Origin of the sequence: Arthrobacter stackebrandtii (genome assembly GCF_017876675.1) — a bacterium.
GTDB classification, from domain to species: Bacteria; Actinomycetota; Actinomycetes; order Actinomycetales; family Micrococcaceae; genus Specibacter; species Specibacter stackebrandtii.
Genome location: NZ_JAGIOI010000001.1, coordinates 1,152,549 through 1,170,262, shown reverse-complemented (window position 1 = coordinate 1,170,262; position 17,714 = coordinate 1,152,549). Strand labels below are relative to the sequence as shown.

The 17,714-nt window shown below is 65.2% G+C and carries 12 protein-coding genes, 1 tRNA gene and 1 riboswitch; of the genes, 3 read left to right on the top strand and 10 right to left on the bottom strand.

The features are described from left to right. Positions 1-109: 109 nt before the first annotated feature. The 7 genes from JOF48_RS04760 to JOF48_RS04730 form a co-directional block, all read right to left on the bottom strand. The gene (locus tag JOF48_RS04760) at positions 110-250 is read right to left on the bottom strand and encodes a hypothetical protein (RefSeq protein WP_209677782.1); all 141 of its coding nucleotides are present in this window, start codon (positions 248-250) and stop codon (positions 110-112) included. Positions 251-441: 191 nt separating this feature from the next. After that, positions 442-2,112 carry a hypothetical protein gene (locus JOF48_RS04755; RefSeq protein WP_209677779.1) on the bottom strand — a complete coding sequence of 557 codons (1,671 nt, stop codon included), beginning with the start codon at positions 2,110-2,112 and terminating at the stop codon, positions 442-444. Beyond that, positions 2,105-5,593: a DUF5682 family protein gene (locus JOF48_RS04750; RefSeq protein WP_209677776.1), complete on the bottom strand. Its 3,489-nt coding sequence runs from the start codon at positions 5,591-5,593 to the stop codon at positions 2,105-2,107. The genes JOF48_RS04755 and JOF48_RS04750 overlap by 8 nt, the downstream gene beginning before the upstream one ends. Beyond that, positions 5,590-6,750, bottom strand: coding sequence for an ATP-binding protein (locus JOF48_RS04745; protein WP_209677772.1), 1,161 nt, complete (start codon positions 6,748-6,750; stop codon positions 5,590-5,592). Before JOF48_RS04745 ends, JOF48_RS04750 begins: the two co-directional genes overlap by 4 nt. After that, on the bottom strand, positions 6,747-11,732 hold the full coding sequence (locus JOF48_RS04740) for a hypothetical protein (protein ID WP_209677769.1): 4,986 nt from the start codon (positions 11,730-11,732) through the stop codon (positions 6,747-6,749). Before JOF48_RS04740 ends, JOF48_RS04745 begins: the two co-directional genes overlap by 4 nt. Next, on the bottom strand, positions 11,729-12,610 hold the full coding sequence (locus JOF48_RS04735; RefSeq protein WP_209677766.1) for a DUF4132 domain-containing protein: 882 nt from the start codon (positions 12,608-12,610) through the stop codon (positions 11,729-11,731). The genes JOF48_RS04740 and JOF48_RS04735 overlap by 4 nt, the downstream gene beginning before the upstream one ends. A gap of 189 nt (positions 12,611-12,799) precedes the next feature. Then, positions 12,800-12,889: transfer RNA gene (locus JOF48_RS04730), tRNA-Ser, on the bottom strand. An 82-nt stretch (positions 12,890-12,971) separates the two neighbouring features. On the opposite strand from JOF48_RS04730, the gene JOF48_RS04725 reads away from it, so the two are divergent. After that, a complete protein-coding gene (locus JOF48_RS04725; protein WP_209677763.1) occupies positions 12,972-14,165 on the top strand; it encodes a DNA glycosylase AlkZ-like family protein in 1,194 nt (397 codons plus the stop codon). Positions 14,166-14,189: 24 nt separating this feature from the next. Beyond that, a complete protein-coding gene (locus tag JOF48_RS04720) occupies positions 14,190-14,690 on the top strand; it encodes a hypothetical protein (RefSeq protein ID WP_209677761.1) in 501 nt (166 codons plus the stop codon). A gap of 85 nt (positions 14,691-14,775) precedes the next feature. On the opposite strand, the gene tadA is transcribed toward JOF48_RS04720, so the two are convergent. Then, entirely contained in the window at positions 14,776-15,273 is a 498-nt protein-coding gene (gene tadA, locus JOF48_RS04715) for a tRNA adenosine(34) deaminase TadA (RefSeq protein ID WP_342591157.1), read from the bottom strand. 22 nt (positions 15,274-15,295) lie between these two features. Between tadA and upp the strand changes: the two genes are divergently transcribed. Then, entirely contained in the window at positions 15,296-15,934 is a 639-nt protein-coding gene (gene upp / locus JOF48_RS04710) for a uracil phosphoribosyltransferase (protein WP_209677758.1), read from the top strand. 133 nt (positions 15,935-16,067) lie between these two features. Here upp and JOF48_RS04705 read toward each other — a convergent pair whose 3' ends face one another. Both JOF48_RS04705 and JOF48_RS19540 read right to left on the bottom strand, forming a co-directional pair. Beyond that, a complete protein-coding gene (locus tag JOF48_RS04705; protein WP_342591156.1) occupies positions 16,068-16,871 on the bottom strand; it encodes a formylglycine-generating enzyme family protein in 804 nt (267 codons plus the stop codon). Then, positions 16,829-17,533 carry an aggregation-promoting factor C-terminal-like domain-containing protein gene (locus JOF48_RS19540; protein ID WP_245346400.1) on the bottom strand — a complete coding sequence of 235 codons (705 nt, stop codon included), beginning with the start codon at positions 17,531-17,533 and terminating at the stop codon, positions 16,829-16,831. Before JOF48_RS19540 ends, JOF48_RS04705 begins: the two co-directional genes overlap by 43 nt. 4 nt (positions 17,534-17,537) lie before the next feature. Then, a riboswitch (cyclic di-AMP (ydaO/yuaA leader) is annotated at positions 17,538-17,713 on the bottom strand. Between the last annotated feature and the right edge of the window lies 1 nt (position 17,714).

Here is a 17,714-nt window from a genome sequence, read left to right as displayed (position 1 = left end):
TGTTGGCTGGACGGTTGCTGGAAGTTCGCTGTGTCATAAATGGCCAATGGTCCAGGGCACAAAAATGCCCGCCGCATTATTGCGGCGGGCATTTTGGCTAACGGCGTTATTACATGCCGAAGAAGATCAAGAGGGCCAAACCGACGACGCCGATGAACACTGCAGCGCCTCCGATGATGTTTCCTGCCAGGTCGCCGGCGGTGCTTTCCGAAGAGTGTGCTGAGGTCTGTGCTTTTGCTTGAGTAGCCAATGGTTTCCTTTGTTCGGCGGCCGTTTGAAACAGGACCGTGAGAGTCGTTGCTGTGCTTCCACGAGGCTGTGGTGCGCAACGAAAAAAGATCGCCGAAGGCATCGGCGCTTATCCAAGCTTAGCAATTCCCGCCAAATTGGTACTGCGTTGAGGTTTTCAAGGCACGGTGAAGATCGCCAAGTGGTTTTGGCTCACGACGCCGCAGCCAGCCAGGCCTGCGCAAACACCGCCAGGGCCAACCACGCTTTGGGCAGGGGCTCAGGAAGATACACGATTGTTCCGTCGAAGGCCCGTGAACTTTGGTGAGCAGCGGCCTGCAATTCGAGCAATAGTCGGGCCCCATAAACACAATTGGCATCCTGGAGGCGGGCAGCATCGGTGGCCAGCGAGCTCCTGTCGTTCACCAGCGCGGCACGCCCGTGCACGGCGACCCTGCCCAGCCATTGCATCATGATCGGCCACGGACCGGCGGCCACAGGCGGCAGCTGCCGGGCCTGTTGGGAAGGGGAGCTAAAGTATGCCGGTGCCAGACGGTCCAATCCCAGCATGACTCTGCCATGCCACGAATCCGGCAGTCGAATCTGATCGGCGTCTACGGCGAAGGCCAACAGCTCCAGGCCGTCAACCGTGCGCCGCAGCACGCAGTGCAGCAATGTCCCAGGATGCCGGGCCAGTTCGAGCAGATCATCCAGGGCCCCCAACGCACGGGCCGCCGCACTGGGCTGTACCGTAACAATCCTCCCGTCCGGCCCGGCCAACGCCAGCGCAGTGCCGCTCAGCCCGCGAACCTCGAGCCGCACAAAGTCAATCTCCTCCGTGGTGTCGGCGGCAAACCACTGCGGATCCCAGTCGCCGACGGCCCCCGCCACCGCGGCGACCTGCGCGGCCGCACCGAGCCGGCCGTCCTCGCTGGCCTTCGCATTGCTCACCAGGAGGGTGCGCCGCGTCAGTTCCTGATGGCTGGTGCTGATCCCGCCCAGCCGCGGGGCACGCTGGTAGTACTGCCGTGCCTGGTCGGTTGCGACGTCCCCGCCCAGAACCGGCATGTTGGAATGCACACTCCACAGTGCACCGCCGCTGTCCCGCAGATAAGTGGCCACCCCTGCATGCCCGGTTGCGGCAATGATCGGTTCCGTGAAAATCCCCTGGAGCGACAGGGCTTCCCTCCCCGCATAGCTTCTGCGCGGCTTCCCCAAGAACGACGCCGGAACCTCACCTTGGGCATGTCGGTGCGCCAAATGGTGGGCCGCCAAGTAGGCGTCCGCGAGGTTGGTAACTGCTGAGTTTCGGGCAATAGTTCCCTGCGTGGACAACACGGCGCACACAGCGGTGCACTGCACACCGAGGGTGTAGAGCCGTTGGGCCTTGGCCTCGTGCGCCAGACGCAAAAACGTTGCAAGTTGCAGGGGATCCCGCGCCGCCGTACCTGCGCCAAGAAGTTTCACAAAGGCTGCCAGGGAACGTTCCACCACCCCCAATTGGTCCGGAGTCAGGGGGCCGGAACCAGTATCAGCAGCAGGCACGGTGACCACCGAATCGGTGACGGAGGCACCGTCCAAGCCATCCGGCGTCGGATCTGGGGCGGTGGAAACTTCGCAGCGCAGCAGCGCCTGGGCCAGGTGAAGGCAGCGCGGGGAAAGGAGGCAGTCGCAGCTCACATCTTCCAGCGTCAGCGCAATGGACGCGGTGAAGGTGACCGTTGCGCTGCCCTGCCGGACCACGAACGAGCCGTCGCTGAGGTGCCCGGGATCGGTGGCATCCACGCTCTGGGCGAGATCGATTTTCTTGCGCAGCCGTGCCGGGAGGGAGTCCAACACCTCGGCGAGCAGCAGGGCGCTGACACGCGGATAGTTCTCAGGCATGCCGCTTCACCACCTCCGCAACCCAGGCCGTCAGGCCCTGCGGTGTCACCGCAGCAGTAGGCATGCCGGCCGCCACCAACTGCGAGGCGATGCTGACGTTATACGTTGCGTTGCCGCTGCGGTCGAGGGCTGCGCAGCCCATCATGTGCACGCCGCTGGCAGCCAGATCGGCGCATTCATTGACCAGGCGTGGCACCGAGGCGCCTTCCTCGAAGTCAGAGACGACGGCGAGCAGTGTCTTCTGCGGCCGGCTGATAAGTGTGCGGGCGTACGCCAGTGCCTTGCCGATGTCCGTCCCTCCGCCGATGGAAACCTCCAGCAGGAGTGCCAACGGATCCGTGACATGCTCGCTGAGATCCAGTACCTGGGTGGAGAACGCCACGAAGTGGACCTGCAATGCGGGCGCAGCAGCCAAGATGGCGGAGGTCAGGGCCGCGAAAATAACGCTCTGCTCCATGGAGCCGGAGACATCCACCAGGACGATGATGTCCCAGGTGGAGGACTTGCTGGACAGGGTTTTGAACACGGGGGAGGACGGGAGGATCTGCCATCCTGCCACTGGCTCCTTCCCTGGTTCATGCAGTACGCGTGGCCGGGCTGTGGCGAGGTTGGCGCGGATGGTGCCGGGCAAATCAATTCGCGGGGTCTTGCGCCGGGTGGTGCGTACCCCGGCTATCCCGTGCAGGGTGGGGCGTAGTTCATTGGCCAGCTCGCGGGAAAGCTGCTCCACGATGCTCCGCACCAGGGCGCGAGCCGGGCCCAACTGGGATTCGGGGAGGGCGCCCACCAGATTGAGCACATTGCCCAGCAGCTCAACGGAAGGCACCACGGCATCCGGGCGGACCTGGCCTAGAGCATCGGCCCGGCCCCGGGCTACCGCGTGGGCCAGGACTTCTTCACGAACGTCGCTGCCGAAGAGCGCCTCCAGCTCATCGGCCCAAACCCGTGCGCTGGGGAAGCTGTCCTCTTGGCCGCCCCCACGGCCCATCCGGTCGCTCTCGGCGCCTTCACCGGAGCCATGGCCATACAGTTCATCTAGGCTGCGGGCATAGCGGCGCCCCGGCCCATCCAGGTCCTGCTGCTCACGACCCAGCACCAAACGCCAACGGTTCACAGCGGTGATGCCGTTGCGCAGTCCGCTGGATTCCAGGAAAGCCCAGGCCTGCTGATCGGCCGTGGCCCAGGCCAGCAGGAGCTGAGGGTCCACGGAACTGTTTTCCACAGCTGCCCCCGTGTGGGAACGCACGGAGTCCAGGACGCGCTGCCGGTCCGCCGGGCTCAGGACGTCAAAACCGCCGCGCAGGGCCGGAACGCGTTCCAGGAAGGCTGCATCGCTGAGTGTCTCAAGCGTGGCGATGAGCCCGGACATGACGGCGTTGCCGGATTCCAGGAGGGAGCCGGCGCAGAGCCAGAGACCGGTGAGACGCTGCCCCAGCTTTTCACGTTGTTCTGTTGAGTTGGATCCGATGATCCAGCCGCTGAGTTCCTGGGCGAGCTCGTCTTCCGGGAGGTGGCCGGAGCAGGCCAGAATGCCCCAGGCCGCGCCTTGGATAAGGGGTGAGGCCTTGTCCTTGAAGCTGCCAATGGTGGCGACCAGTCGCAGCGGAGGAGTGGGAAGTTGCCTGAATAACCGCCCCAGGGAGGTGGCATCCTCCGGGTCCTTGCTGCCACGCAGCCCCTCCACCTGGGTGAGTGCCGCAGCCAGGACAAGGTGGGTCAGCCGTGTGATTCGCGGCAGCCACTCCTGTGCCGAAAAGACGGCAATATGCCCGGCGCTGAGTTGCTCCAGAAGATCGTGAAGTCCCAGGAGCTCTGCCAGCGATGCCCGGTCCAGGAAGGTCTCCTCCGCCGCGGACAGGTACATCGCGAAGGGTGTTGCCAGGTCCGCCCCCGCTGCGCGGTTCAAGCCCTCGGTGATTTGAGCCGGGGTGGGGCCTTGTTCTCTCACTTGATGGCTCAGCGCTGCCAAGAGTGCGCCGTCCGCAGCCTGTTGCAAGGTCACCCCGCGCAGGGCTGCATGTTCCACTGTGGCCACGGTGCCCGCCACATACTGGACCTTCCAGCGGTGGGTTAGGGCCGGGCCAAAACTGCTCTGAACGTCTTGGGCAGTGGCGTAGTGGATTCCTGCTACGACCAGGCGGGCCAGCACCAGTTGGCGGAGCCGGTCCAATCCGTCCTTTCCGGAAGCGGTGGTCCGCAACGGGTCAAGGTCATAGATCTTCGGCGCCAACATCAAATCGGGGCCGAAGGGTAACCGCGCAGCAGTCATGGTTTCGGCCAGGCTCACCACCAACCCGGATCGGGGAGCCAAGGGGTCGATGGCTCCACGTCGTTGGCCCACCAGCACCTTTTGGGCCGCACGTGCCACGGCCCGGCCCTTGCCCAAAACATCTCCCTGGGCAAAAACCGAGGCGAATCCTTCATGGAGTTCACGCCGTCCGGCGGCATGGTTGCCTCGCAGCGCGGCCAAATCCAGCGAGAGCCGCACGGCCTCGCGGGCCTCGGCCGGGCCCGTGGGGTGTCCTGCAGTGCGCAGTTCGCGGGCCACCTGGGTGGCCATGGTGATGGTGTGCTCGCGGAGTGCTGCAACATCCAGGCGGCTTTCCAGTACGCCCTGCTGCCACGCAGGGTCCTTGACCCCTGAGGGGTAGCCGGAACGCGAATCCAGGTGCGCAAATTCATAAGGCACCAGAGAACAGCTCACCTGCGTGGTGGTCGCAGCAGGCAGCTCATCCGCGGCCGGTTCCAGAAGCGCTGCCGCGTGAAAGCTGCCCACCACGGCCGCAACACGCTGGTGCGTTTCCAATGCACCTTGCAGAACATGGCGCATCACGGCTTCACGGTAGGCGTCCTGTGGACCCAATCCGGCCGCCGACAGCTCATCACAGCGGTGTGCCCAGCCAATGCCCAAACCCGCCACACGGATGGCCTCGGCGCCTGCCCCGGCTCCCGGCGCTTCCACATGCACCTCCCACAGCTCGTCCCGGTCGGCGGACGTGTGCCGCAGGAGAGAAGCGGTGTAGGCCGTGGGTGACTCACCCTCGACGGCGGGGCCGGGCACCTGGGCGGGGTGGCCGGCGTCGGACGTATCCGTAGACGCCAGAGGTTCCGAGCCCATGGCAGCATCGGCACACAGCACGGGTACATTGTGCGCGCGGGCCCAGCGGAGGGCCACGAGTTCAGGACTGAAGTCAGCGAAGGGGTAGAAGGCCAGGTAGCCATCGGCCCCGGCGCCAGCGAACGCGAGGGGAGCCACCGTGTCCGGCGAGCTTAGCCACGGCAGCCAATCCTGGGCCTGGGCCGGCAGTTCGATGACCAGGACCTCCGGGGCAAAGCTGTCCAGCAGTTCCTCCATGGACGCGGCGAGGGCCGCCGAATGGTGCCGCACGCCAATGAGGAAGGGCGCGCGGGAATCCACCAGAGCGGCCAACGCGTCGGCAGGCTCCTGGCGGTATGAAGCAGGGGCGTGTTTGGGACTCACGCCTGCAGCTCGTCCCTCAGCTCCCACATACGCGCCCAGGTTCGGGTGCCTGACTCGGCGCGCCGGCGCACGGCCGCATCCCAGTAGCCCAGGAGCCTGACGGCGTCGTTCTCGTCGTCCTTGCGGACCACGCCCAGAAGGTGGCCGGGGATGAGATCCAAGGGGTCCCGCCCGGCACCGAAGTAGCCGCCCATGAGCGCGATGGAGGTGGATACGGAAACAGCCTCCGCGGTGCTGAGCACGGTGGAGGGTTTCTCCACGGGCCAACCCTCCACGGTGCGGCCCTGGCGCAGGTCCCGGAAGGCAGTGACCAGTGTTTCAATGACGACAGCGTCCGGGGTCAGCGTGGAACCGGCCCGTCGCAGCGCCTGTGTGGTTTGCGCCGAGACCAGGGCGATCTCGTGCGCCAGCTCGGCAATGGGGTCCACCACCTCGAAGTTGAAGCGGCGCTTAAGCGCGGCGCTCATGTCGCTGACGCCGCGGTCACGCAGGTTGGCGGTGGCGATCAGTGCGAATCCGGGCACGGCGTACGTGGCTTCGCCCAGCTCGGGGACAAAGATGCGGCGTTCGGAGAGCAGCGAGACCAGGGCGTCCTGCACTTCGGGCTGGCAGCGGGTGATCTCCTCAATGCGAGCCACCGCCCCGGTAGTCATGGCGGTCATGACGGGGCTCGGAACCAGGGCCTCGGGGCTGGGACCCTTGGCTAGCAGGAGGGCGTAGTTCCAGCCGTAACGCAGTTGGTCCTCGGTGGTGCCCGCCGTGCCCTGCACCGTGAGCTGGGAGGTGCCGCACACCGCCGCCGCCAGGAGCTCGGACAGCATGGACTTGGCGGTGCCTGGTTCACCCACCAGCATGAGTCCGCGCTCGCCGGCCAGGGTCACAACGCACCGCTCCACCAGCGATGCGCTGCCCACATACTTGGGCGTGATGGCCAGCCGCTGTGGAACCGCACCGGAGCTCACCTCAGCCTGGGTGAGGGCCGTCTTGGGCAGGCTCAGCGCGCTGCTGCTGCCGAGGATGAAGGTGACCACGGCGGCAGGTGTCAGCTGCCAGCCGGGAGGCCGGGGACCGCCGTCGTACGCCTTGAGAAACGCCAGCTCCGTAGCGTAGCTAGCCTCGGGAGGATTGATTTGGCGCTGCGCCGTCACCTGGTTCATGCTCCACGTCCTGTCTTGAGCTGCGAGTACTGGGGTTTGTCGCCGGATTCGTAACGGGCCCAGGCACGCTCAAAGAGTTGTGGGAGGGTTTCACTCAATAGCAGGTTCTCCAGCGGGAGTTGCGGTTTGTCGCCAACGGGGAGGCCATAGAGCGCTGTTTTCCAGGCCTCCACTGGCAAGTTGCTGCCGGTGAGCGTAACCCAGCCGCCGTCCAGGAACAGTTCCCGGCCGGCACGGGCCCGCTTGGCACGGACCACGAGCTTTGCCTTCTCCAGCTCTGCCCCGGCCTTGGTGCGTTTGGCCGGGGTCCACCCGTTCCATTTTTGTACCCGGGGATTGGTGGGGTCAGGCATAGCCAGATATTGCAGGAACAACGCGGCGGCCTCCTCCGAAACACCCAGGGACGTGACGGCCTGGGCAACCGTGTCCGGGGCGCTGACCAGCGGGTTGGTCAACGCGCCGGGGGCAGCGAAGTTTTCCGCGGACAGCGCTGCGCAGAACTCATCCAGTGATCCATCGAAGAGCGTGCGCAAGGTGTTTGCACTGCTGTCTTGGGTCTCTATGGTTGCCAAAACGGGCAGGTCCGCAGCCGTGAACTTGGCGGCATTCACCGTGATCTGGTCAAAGGCAATCTCTTCCCACCTGTTGTGTATGTCGTAGTTGGCCGTGAAGATTCCCATTGAATCGCTGCCCACCGGCGGGTTTTCCTTGGCGTGCGCCTTGGCGCCGTGCGGCTTGCTGGGCAGGCCGTGGCTGGTCCGGAAGGAGTTGCTGGTGTCCGTGCCAACCAGTAAAGGTTCAGTCCAATTGGCCAGGCTGCCGCGGATGGCCATGATTTTGTGCGGCAGCAGGGCGCGAGAGGGATGCCGGGCTGGCAGGTTGTATGCCAGCCACAGGCACGCCTGCAGATAATCCAGCACGCTGCCGTGATGGAGCACGGCGTCAGTATTTGGTGACAACGCCCAGCGGATCAGGGCCATGCTGTGCGAAACGCCTTTCAGGCCGGCGAAAGCAGCCCGCAGAATTTCCGGCTCCACTTCAATCTTGGGGCCGAAAAGTGCCGTCCAGCACGTGGCCACCTTTCCCGCGTCCACACCGGCCGTGAAGTAGTCGCTGGCCCTATTTGGCACAAGGGAGGCCAAAAGGGTCCGCTTCTCATAGCGGTCCAGGACATCAAAAGTATCCCGGGCCAACTTTGCGCTGCTGGCGGTCAGGCCCAGGGTTTTGACGAAGTCGCTCTCCAAGTTGTGCCAGGAATGCTCGGGGACGGGGATGCCTGCCAGCAAGAAAATGGCTTCCTCTTCCAGCATGCCGGTGGCCTCGACCAACGCCTGCACCTGCGCCCCATTGGCAGCCGCCCGGTCGGTGGCGGCCGGGGCGGAGCCAAGCAGGCCAGCTGCCGTCTGCAGGTCCGCAGCACTTAAGGTGCTGGCTTCCGCCGGAACACTGAACAATAGATCCAGTCCGAGCTTCTCGTAGGACGGTGCCCCGTGTACGACGGCGGCGAACAAGTTCTTGCTCTCATCGATGGGGTAGGACTGGGGTACTTTCGCAACGAGCAGTACCTTTCCGGCGCCGCTTTCGAGCAACTGCCCGGGCTGCAGATTTCGGCTTGCTTCTGCCCTGACGCGAACACCGCCCAGTTCACCTGAACTGTTGGCCAGGCCGGATTCGGCGACGGCTTGCAGAATCAGTGCATAGCGGTCCTTGTCATCAGCGGAGGTATGGGCGGCCATGCCTTGGGCGATCATGGCGGCAGGGGATTGGAACACTTCCACCCATGAGCCGTCGGTGTTGACCCACTCCGCGGCAGCCGTTGCGCCCGGAGCGGTGGGTTCCGGTGATTTCCTGCCCAGCAGCTTCTTGAAGAAAGCTACGGGCTTGGCATCAGTGGTTGTCTGCAACCCGCCTGCGGTGGCGGCATTGTCCAAGACGGCTGCCGTGGCGGACATGTTGGCGAACATCCCCGTCAGGGAGACGTCCTGCGAGTCGTCGCTGAAGTAGTAATTGCCGCGGTAGCTGCTGCCCGTCAGAGAAGTGAACCCGGCAGGCACCCTTTGGAAAAGAATCTGGGCGCGGCTGAGTTCAGTTGTCGCAGAACGCGCTTCTTCAGCGGTGCCCTGGCCACTGCCGCCCAGGCTTCCGATGGCGGTGCCGCGCAGGTGTCCTGCAATGGCAGCATCCGCCTTGGCACCGTGCAGAATGCCCATGATGCCAGCCATGAGCGGGTACGGGATGCCTGGGAAAAGCTTGTTCACTGAGGCTTGCTCCGCGGCGGTGAACTCGGCTCGTTTACCGTCGCGGGCCGGGGCTGTTTGCGTGGCGGACACCAACACGGCCAGATCCGCACCAGTGACGGTACGTAGCCGTTCACTGGTGGGGGTGTGGCGCGGACGCAGGTTGTGCCGGTGTTCCGGCTCTACCAAATGAGTCGTCCCCGCTGAATAGTGGAAGCGGTTGGTGCCGTCGGAGGCGGAAACAATTGCGCCCGTGCCCGCGTTGGCAAGGCGACTCCTCATTGCCAGCACCAGGGAACCGCCGGGCCATGCCATCAGGTGGCTGTCACTGAAGGCGTATCGTTCATCGCGGCGGCGGGAGAGCTCCACGAACCCTCCCGCCTGTACGCCGTCAAGGCGTTCAATGCAGCTGTCACCGGACTCGTTGACGTACCAGCAATGTCCCACCGCACCGTTGGCCCAGCCCAGGGGATTGTCTGCGTATTCGGTCGGCAATGGCCGCAAGGTGCTGGATTCCGGCTGGACCGTGACACCGCGGCGTGCGGCAATGGTGGAAATGAAGGCAGGGAATGACTCCCGGCCCACTTCACCGGTGGCGACATCCAATTCCAGCCAGACCGATTTCTTCTTCTCATGGCGGTGGTAGTTCTTGGCCAGCCAAAAATGTTTCCCGTCACCGGCCAAGGGATCCGTCCTGTACTTCAACTTTGCGCGCTCTCCCACCTGCAGTTGGCGGTGCCCAAAGGTTCGTCCCGTCTCACCCACGGGCAGTGAACGGATCCAGGAAGGGACCCAGTCCCCATCAACTTTGAAAATATCTTGCGGGTTGCTGGCCCAATAGGCGTAATCACCGGAGTGATTCTCCGGGGACCAATCAACCAGGAGGTCATCCGCAACGGATGTGAAGTTAATGCTGCTGTACTTACCTGGCTCATAGCCCTTGGGAATCACAGCAGTGTGCTCAATGACTATGCCCTCACGGCCCACGACAGTGGCGCGGACATCATCGAAAACCACTGCATTAGGCCATGCAGAAGTGACGCTGACCGAGCGGTCCTTTGCCCGTGATTCGTACTCTGCAACTGTTGTTTCCAGGCTTTCCCAACCCAGCTCATCCATGATCCCAGTGTTGAAAACTGCGGCTACTTGGGCGGCGATGTCGGGCGCTGGGAGGTCGGCTAGCAGGTCTCCCACCATGGTCATGGCGGTGGGGGAGGCAAGGCTTTCGGCAAGGTCCATGAGCCGGCCGAACTCGTAGAGTGAGGACTCCGCCCTGGCCATGGCCCCGCTGAGGTGGGAGCGCAATGCGGTGCGCAAACCAGGGTAGGCATCCAGCTGTGCCATGAGTTCATCAGTGGTGACGCCGCGCTTGGTGTGTGGGTTGGGGCGCGTGGAGCGGCCCATGGCATGAACCACATCGCGTTCCAAGATGGGCTTCCATTGCGCTGATGCGGCCAAATGTTCCAAGCTGCGGGAGTTGTTGGCCCGCTTGAGGTGGTCACTGACATCGATCGGTACACGGTCACGATCGCCGTAGGAGACTTCAAGGTTCAGTTCCGCCAGTACGTCCAGAAGATCCAGGTCGAGATTGCGCCACGCGGTAAGCGCGATCACCCTGGCGCCCTCCTGGCTCGGCGCCTGGGCGAGAATTAGGGCACCAATTTCTGCAATCAGCGCCTCAAGCTCAGGACTGGCGGCGGGATATCCCCACCCTGACCCGTGATGGTGGTCCATGAGCTGCCCCAGCCATGTGGAAAGCTCAACCGCCCCTTCCTTGGCAAGGTCGACGGCGCCTGCCGCACGCAGGATCTTGACCCACGTTGCGCTGTCGACTTCGCTGGGAAACAACGTTAACAGCGCTAACTTGAGACCGGCGTCGTCCTTGGCTGCCGCAGCGATGGCCTTGGCATAGGTGGTCCAGAAGCCCTTGACGGCCCTCTTGGTGGACGGGGCGGTAAGGAGCTCGGCGACGACGGAGATGTCCTCAGCCACGGCATCCAGTTTGGCTGCCTTGGCCATGCTGCGAAGATCCTTGGCCATGGCCGCGTAAGGTGGCAGACCGCCCTCGACCCGTTCCACGCTGAGGTGGCGGAAGAGCTTGTAGGCTTCCTCGGCGGAGACGCGGGAGGGGAGGTCCTTGGCTTCCTCGGTCAAGGCCTTGACCGTCAGGGCACCGGCGAAGGCGAATTCAAGGAAGACTTCCCGATGGCGGTTTTCATCGATGGCCAGGCTGTGGACGCGTTCTGCCGTGCGGGCACGGCCAAAAAACTGGCCAGCCATGGGCCGGTTGCCGAGGCCCACGAATATGCGGCCCACTTCTTCCAAGAAGGTGGGCAGAAAATGGGGTGCGCTGGATCCGAGCCGGACGGCAAGGGCATCGATGTCGTCCTTGGCGGCGCCGGGCTTGGCCTTGGCCATGCGGGCGGCGCGTTCCAGGTCCTTGACGAGCGCCAGCGCATGGCGGGCGTTGGAGGGGTCGTGGATCAGCGGCCAGGCCGGGAAGCCGAGGGCGATGCGACGGCTAAAACCAACCGTGGCGGAAGAATCTGCTTCCAGCCCCATGGTGGAAAGAGCCAGGTCCTCTGCTTCCTGCAGCCCCTGGGGCAGGACCCGCACCACAGTGCGACCTGCAAGAGCTGGGTGGGAGTAGCTGCACGCTACGTAAGGCACTACTTTCTCAGTTCCCGGATCAGTTGCGACGATGGCACCCGCCGCACTCAACTTAGCCTCCATGGTGGTGCTCACGCTGCATCGTCTCCTGCTTCAACCTTGCGTCCTGCATAGATGGCCGCGGCCATCCTCATGCCTTCACTGAATGCTGCTGCCCCAACATCTTTGAGCGCCAAGGTGGTTCCGCCGCTGACCCAGTTGAGATCGCCTGTGGAGGTCTCGTATTGAGGATCTCCGGAGCCAACCCAGTAGCTTGCCTGAACAGGTGCGCCCTGGGAGGTTAGGTTGCAGACGGCGAATCCGCCCTTGACCACGTAGCCCAGCGTGCGGGCACGGGAGGTCGCATGTTGAAGGGCTTCGAACTCGCCGTCGGCATAGTCAGCGATGCTGGTTGACTCGGGGTCGCGCTCGCCGGCGGTGAACGTTTCGCGCATGAGTTGGGCGGTGTTTTGGACGATTCCGAGTTCGGCGGCAAAAGCGCGGTAGTCATCGAGGTCCTCGCCGAGGTCAATGGGGTGGGCAATGAGGAAATGCTCGGATTCGAGGACTTCGCTTTCGCCATCCAAGGTGACCAGGCCGATGCCAACGGTGGTATCCGCGCTGCGGAGGAATCCCGACGGTCCATCGCCCGGGGCCGGGACACCGGTTGAGGAGCACGGGACAATGACAAGATCCGTGAGCGCTGTGCGCCAGCTTTCATCAGCCCACACTTGGCGCAGAAGTTCTGTGGTGACCGGCAGGGATTGGACCATCCAGTCATTGATTTGGGCGCCGACTTCACGTTCGTGGCCTGCCAACCATTCGAGGAGGTCACGCAGATTCGCGGTGACCTCGTTGTCCTTGAGTTTGGCAGGAACGGTTTTGAGTTCCTTGCCGGCTTTGTTGAGCGCAATGACCTTGCCATCGCGCACACCCACCTTGTAGTCGATGCCAGTGTCCAGCCAAACGGTCATGAATCCAATGCCCCCTGAATGCCTGCAGGAATTGCTCCCTCTAGATGTCGATGATTAGTCTGCCACAGGGGGCTGACACGTTTGTCCGTGGGGTTCGGATGGCACAGAGGGCGGCACAATAGGGCGGATCCTTTAAAGAAGAAAGGCGCCTGCTCCGTTGAAAATTCAACGAAACAAGCGCCTTCCAATTGGCGGCGACGGTGGGATTTGAACCCACGTCAGGCTTTCACCTGAACAACATTTCGAGTGTTGCACCTTCGGCCGCTCGGACACATCGCCAACGTGACAACCTTACCGGCTCAAAGCGTCACAACAAAAATGAGCCAGTACTGTGCTGGACAGATGGGGCAAGATAAGCGGTATGGACAATGGAACGCGCCGGGCCTGGAGCTGGCACAAACAAGGCCTGGACGGATCCCTGGCAGGCACCAGCGCCGCCGAGCTCCTCACCAAGACGGGCTGGGCGCGCTCGATCGGCGGCGCCAACCCCTACTTGACGCTGTTCTCCCGTGCCGGCATCCGCAGGAAACAAATCGATTCAGATGTGGCAGCCCTGAAGATCCATGAACTTCCGACGGCGCGCGGCTGCACCTATGTGCTCGGCGCAGACGACTTCGCCTGGGGATTGTCGCTTGGCCAGGGGGCAGCGGAGGCGACGGTGAAAGTGCTCGACAAGCTCGGCGTCGAACGCCGGGAGATCAAGGACCTCGAGGACCGGACGCTCGCCCTGCTGCAGGAAGCGGCCGCCAACGGCACCGGCCCGCTGGACCCGAAGGAGCTGCGGGAGAAGCTGGGCGCCGCCGTCCGCAGCCTCGGCGAGGAAGGCAAGAAGAAGGGCGCCTCCACCACGCTTCCCACCGTCTTGGGGCTCTTGCAGGCCGACGGCCGCATCCGCCGCGTCCCGGTCAACGGCCGGCTCGACATGCAGCGGTACGCCTACACCGCGTGGGGGCTGCCCGCTCCGCAGCAATCGCCGGAACAGGCCCGGGCCAAGCTGATGGAAAGGTACCTGCGCTGGACGGGCGGGGCCACGCTCAAGCAGACCCAGTGGTTCACTGCCTTCACGGTGGCGCAGACCAAGGCCGCGCTCGCCGCCGTGGACGCCGTGGAATCCACCGTGGTGGACCCGGACGGGCTCTGGATGCTGCCGGCCGACGCCGAGGCTGCCGCGACCTTTGCGGCCCCCGCGGAGGAGCAGATCCAGTTGCTGGCCGGCTCCGACGCCCTGTTCCTGCTGCGCCGCAACTCGGCCGACCACGTGGCGGAGGAGGACCGCGGCCTCGCTGTGGGCCGGGAAAAGCTCGCGCTCACGGCTGACCTCCCCGACCACCCCATCGTGGACCGGGGCCGGATCATCGGGCTCTGGCAGTACGACCCCGGCAACGAACGCATTGCCCACTGGCTCTTCCACGAACCCACGGACGCCGTTCAGGGCAGGATCCAGGAAGTGGAGAACTGGATCCGCGAGGATCTCGGCGACTTCCGCTCCTTCAGCCTCGACTCGCCGGCGAGCCGCCAAAAACGGATCGATGCACTCAATGCCGCATCGCGGTAGACAGGACGGGGGACAGGCATGGCCATGGGCGGATTGAATTGGGTGGTGTCCGGTGTTGTGGCGGCCGTGGTGCTGGCCAGCGGCGGCTGCGGCACCGCCGAGGAGGACCCGATGGGAACGGGCTGCATGCCGCCGCCGTTCACGGTCAGCGCCGATGCGGCCGCACCGGGATCTCATGTCACGGTCAGTGCGAAAGATGCCGACTGCAATCCGGCTTACGGCGACGGCGCGCAGGTCCAGCTGGAAATCATGGACGGTTCCGGGGCAAAAGTTGTTGACACCCTTGCACCCATGAACGACGCCGGCGGGTTCAGTGCCGTTGTCACCATCCCCGCTTCTGCCGTCCCCGGCCTAGGCGCCGTGGTGGCGTACCCTTACGACCTTGACTGGTGCGACGACACAGGACAGAACAACCGTCTGAAGGGTTCCGGCGACACCGGGAACGGATCCGCCGGGACGGGTGCGGGGGATCTTCAGCGGGCCTCGTGCGAGATTCCCATGGAAGCGCTCACCATCGAGCCCTGACAGGCCACTCGCATGCCGCGTCGCGGCGGGCATGGCCGGGGCGCACACGTGTCACGGCACAGACCCGGCGCCGCAGGGGCGCTGTCTAGCTGCGGTGGCCGCCGAAGAAATCCCGCAGCAGGGCGGCGCATTCGTCCTCGCGGACCCCGGGAAACACCTCGACCCAGTGGTTGAGCCGCCGTTCACGCAGCACGTCAAACACGGACCCCGCCGCCCCGGCCTTCTCGTCCCAGGCACCAAAAACGACGCGCGGCACGCGGGCCAGCACAATCGCCCCGGCACACATGGTGCACGGCTCCAGGGTCACCACCAGGGTGCAGTCCGCCAGACGCCACGTGCCCAGCTTTGCCGCCGCCTCCCGGATCGCCACCACCTCCGCATGCGCCGTGGGGTCCCCGTGCGCCTCGCGCTCGTTGCTGCCCAGGCCCAGGATTTCCCCGTCCGGGCCAAGCACCACGGCACCGATTGGCACATCCGCCGTGGCCAAGGCGCGCCGTGCCTCCGTCAGGGCAAGACCCATCCATTCGGCGTGGCGGGCCGTGGTGGTGGTCTCCAAAGGCAGAAAATTCGATGTGTTGGGCACGGCTCAATGGTAGCTTTTATTCATGCGCGTACTGGTTGCGGATCATCCGCTTATTGCCCACAAGTTGACAGTCCTGCGGGACAAGACCACCCCGTCACCTGTTTTCCGCCAGCTCACCGAGGAATTGGTGACCCTGTTGGCCTACGAGGCGACCCGCGGCGTACGCGTCGAGCCCGTGGACATTGAAACCCCCGTGACCAAGGCCATTGGCACCGGACTGGTCAAGCCCACACCCCTGGTGGTGCCGATCCTGCGCGCCGGCCTGGGCATGCTCGAGGGCATGACCCGCCTGCTTCCCACCGCCGAAGTGGGCTTCCTGGGCATGGCCCGAAACGAGGAAACCCTCGAGGCCATCACCTACGCCGAGCGCCTGCCCGAAGACCTCACGGGCCGCCAGGTCTACGTCCTCGACCCGATGCTGGCCACCGGCGGAACCCTGATCGAGGCGTTCAAGTTCCTCTTTGACCGCGGCGCCGCGGACATCACCTGCATCTGCCTGCTCGCCGCCCCCGAGGGACTGGCCAAGCTGGAAGCCGCCCACGGCGGACGCGACAACGTCCACGTGGTCCTGGCCTCGATCGACGAGGGCCTGGATGAGAACTCCTACATTGTCCCCGGCCTCGGCGACGCCGGCGACCGCCTCTACGGCGTCGTGGACTAGCCCCCACCTCCTCCACCTACCTCGAACGTACAGATGATGCCGATGTTCCCGTGGAACATCGGCATCATCTGTACGTTCGGCGAATGGGCTGGCGGGAGGGCGAATGGGTGGGGCGGACTGGACGTTCGGCGGGCTACAGTCCGCGCAGCGGCGTCCAGCCCACCGGCCGCGGGCCCTTGACGGCGGCACGTTCGCGGTCCGCCGCGGCAGACCAGCCCTGTGCGGCTCCGGCCCCGGGCAGGCCAACCGGCCCGCGAGCCACACGGAACCCGACGTCTTCCAGCACGGCGTCGGGCGCACTGCCCCGCCGGACAGACGCGCGGGCCCTCCACTGCGGGTCATCCCAGCCGCCGCCGCGCAGGCTTCGGTAGTCGCCGTAACGCGCCGTGTCGGCGTAGTCCCAGCACCACTCCCAGACGTTGCCGATCATGTCGAACAAGCCGAAGCTGTTCGCGCGCTTCAGGCCCACGGGCTGCGGGCCGGCCACGGAATCGGCGGCCGTCCACGCAATCTGAGCCAGCTCCCCGTAGACCGGCGCGGTGCTCCCGGCCCGCGCGGCCCACTCCCATTCGGCCTCGGTGGGCAGCCGGAAGCCGTCCGAGGCAACATCCCAGTCCACAGACCGCCCGTCGATCCGGTACGCCGGGGCAAGGCCGGCGCGTTGGGAGGCCGCGTTGCAAAACTCCACCGCCTGAAACCAGGTGACCGGATGCGCGGGGAGGCCGACGGCGGCAGGCGGGCTCCCGCCGTCGGCCGTCACCAGGTGCCACTCGGCTCGGGTGAGCTGCGTGCGGCCCAGGGAAAACGGGGCCAGCACCGCCTCGCGGACGGTGCCGGCGCGGGCGTCGCGCAGGGTGATGGCACCGCCGGGAATGGCCGCCAGTGCAGGCAGGGTCAGTACCAGCCCACCGAGTTGGAGTGGTCCATGGCCCCGCACGGCGAACCGTACCGGCCCTGGATGTAGCCCAGCCCCCAGCGGACCTGGGTTTCGTAGTTGGTGGCCCAGTCGGCGCCGGCGCTGGACATCTTGCCGGCAGGAAGCGACTGAGGGATGCCGTACGCGCCGCTGGAGGGGTTGGCCGCGGAGGTGCGCCAGCCCGATTCGCGTTCCCACAGTGGAATGAGGCAGCTCATCTGGTCGGCGCCCCAGCCGAACGAGGCCATCTGTCCGGCCGCGTAGGCCTGGGCCGCCGCGGCGTCGTCAACGGCCAGGGCTGCGATGCGCTCGGCCTCGGCCTTCATGGGGTCAACGGTGGGCCGGGCACTGGAGGAGACCTCCAAGCCCGGAAACTTGATCGTGGCGTTGGTGGCGGCGGCAACGGGCGGTCCCTCAAGCATCGAGGCGATGCTGGCGAGGGAGTGGCCGTTGGCCACGGCGCTGGTGACGGTCGGGACATCGAGCTGCTTGGCCACGACGCCGGCGCCAACCAGGGCGCCGACCACGGCCAGCGTGGCGACGCCGCGCACGGTTGCGGCGAGGGCGGGATGCATGGAACGGCTGTTGGAATGAGTGCCCCGGTGCTGGGCCGGCAGCCCCAAAAGGGTGCGTTGGCGCTGGGGTTCGGCGCGGCGGCGGCCGCGCTGCGGTGCAGCAGACATGTGGGAAGCCTCTCTACGCCTGCGAGGTGAGCTGTCGGGAACGGACTAGAGCGTCCGGCTGTGCGGCCAGAAACGCTGCACGGCTTAACCCCAAGGGTCTCCACTACCAAGAGACCCGCAAAAATTGGGTCCCCCGTCTCTGCCTGGTTATTCGGGAACGGGAGTGGGCGGCGGCAGAGCT

What these genes read in the sequence shown, in the direction of transcription:
- JOF48_RS04745 (WP_209677772.1), bottom strand. Translation starts at nt 6,750, where the DNA reads ATGAACCAGGTGACGGCGCAGCGCCAAATCAATCCTCCCGAGGCTAGC.
- JOF48_RS04755 (WP_209677779.1), bottom strand. Translation starts at nt 2,112, where the DNA reads ATGCCTGAGAACTATCCGCGTGTCAGCGCCCTGCTGCTCGCCGAGGTG.
- upp (WP_209677758.1), top strand. Translation starts at nt 15,296, where the DNA reads ATGCGCGTACTGGTTGCGGATCATCCGCTTATTGCCCACAAGTTGACA.
- JOF48_RS04725 (WP_209677763.1), top strand. Translation starts at nt 12,972, where the DNA reads ATGGACAATGGAACGCGCCGGGCCTGGAGCTGGCACAAACAAGGCCTG.
- JOF48_RS19540 (WP_245346400.1), bottom strand. Translation starts at nt 17,533, where the DNA reads ATGTCTGCTGCACCGCAGCGCGGCCGCCGCCGCGCCGAACCCCAGCGC.
- JOF48_RS04735 (WP_209677766.1), bottom strand. Translation starts at nt 12,610, where the DNA reads ATGACCGTTTGGCTGGACACTGGCATCGACTACAAGGTGGGTGTGCGC.
- JOF48_RS04720 (WP_209677761.1), top strand. Translation starts at nt 14,190, where the DNA reads ATGGGCGGATTGAATTGGGTGGTGTCCGGTGTTGTGGCGGCCGTGGTG.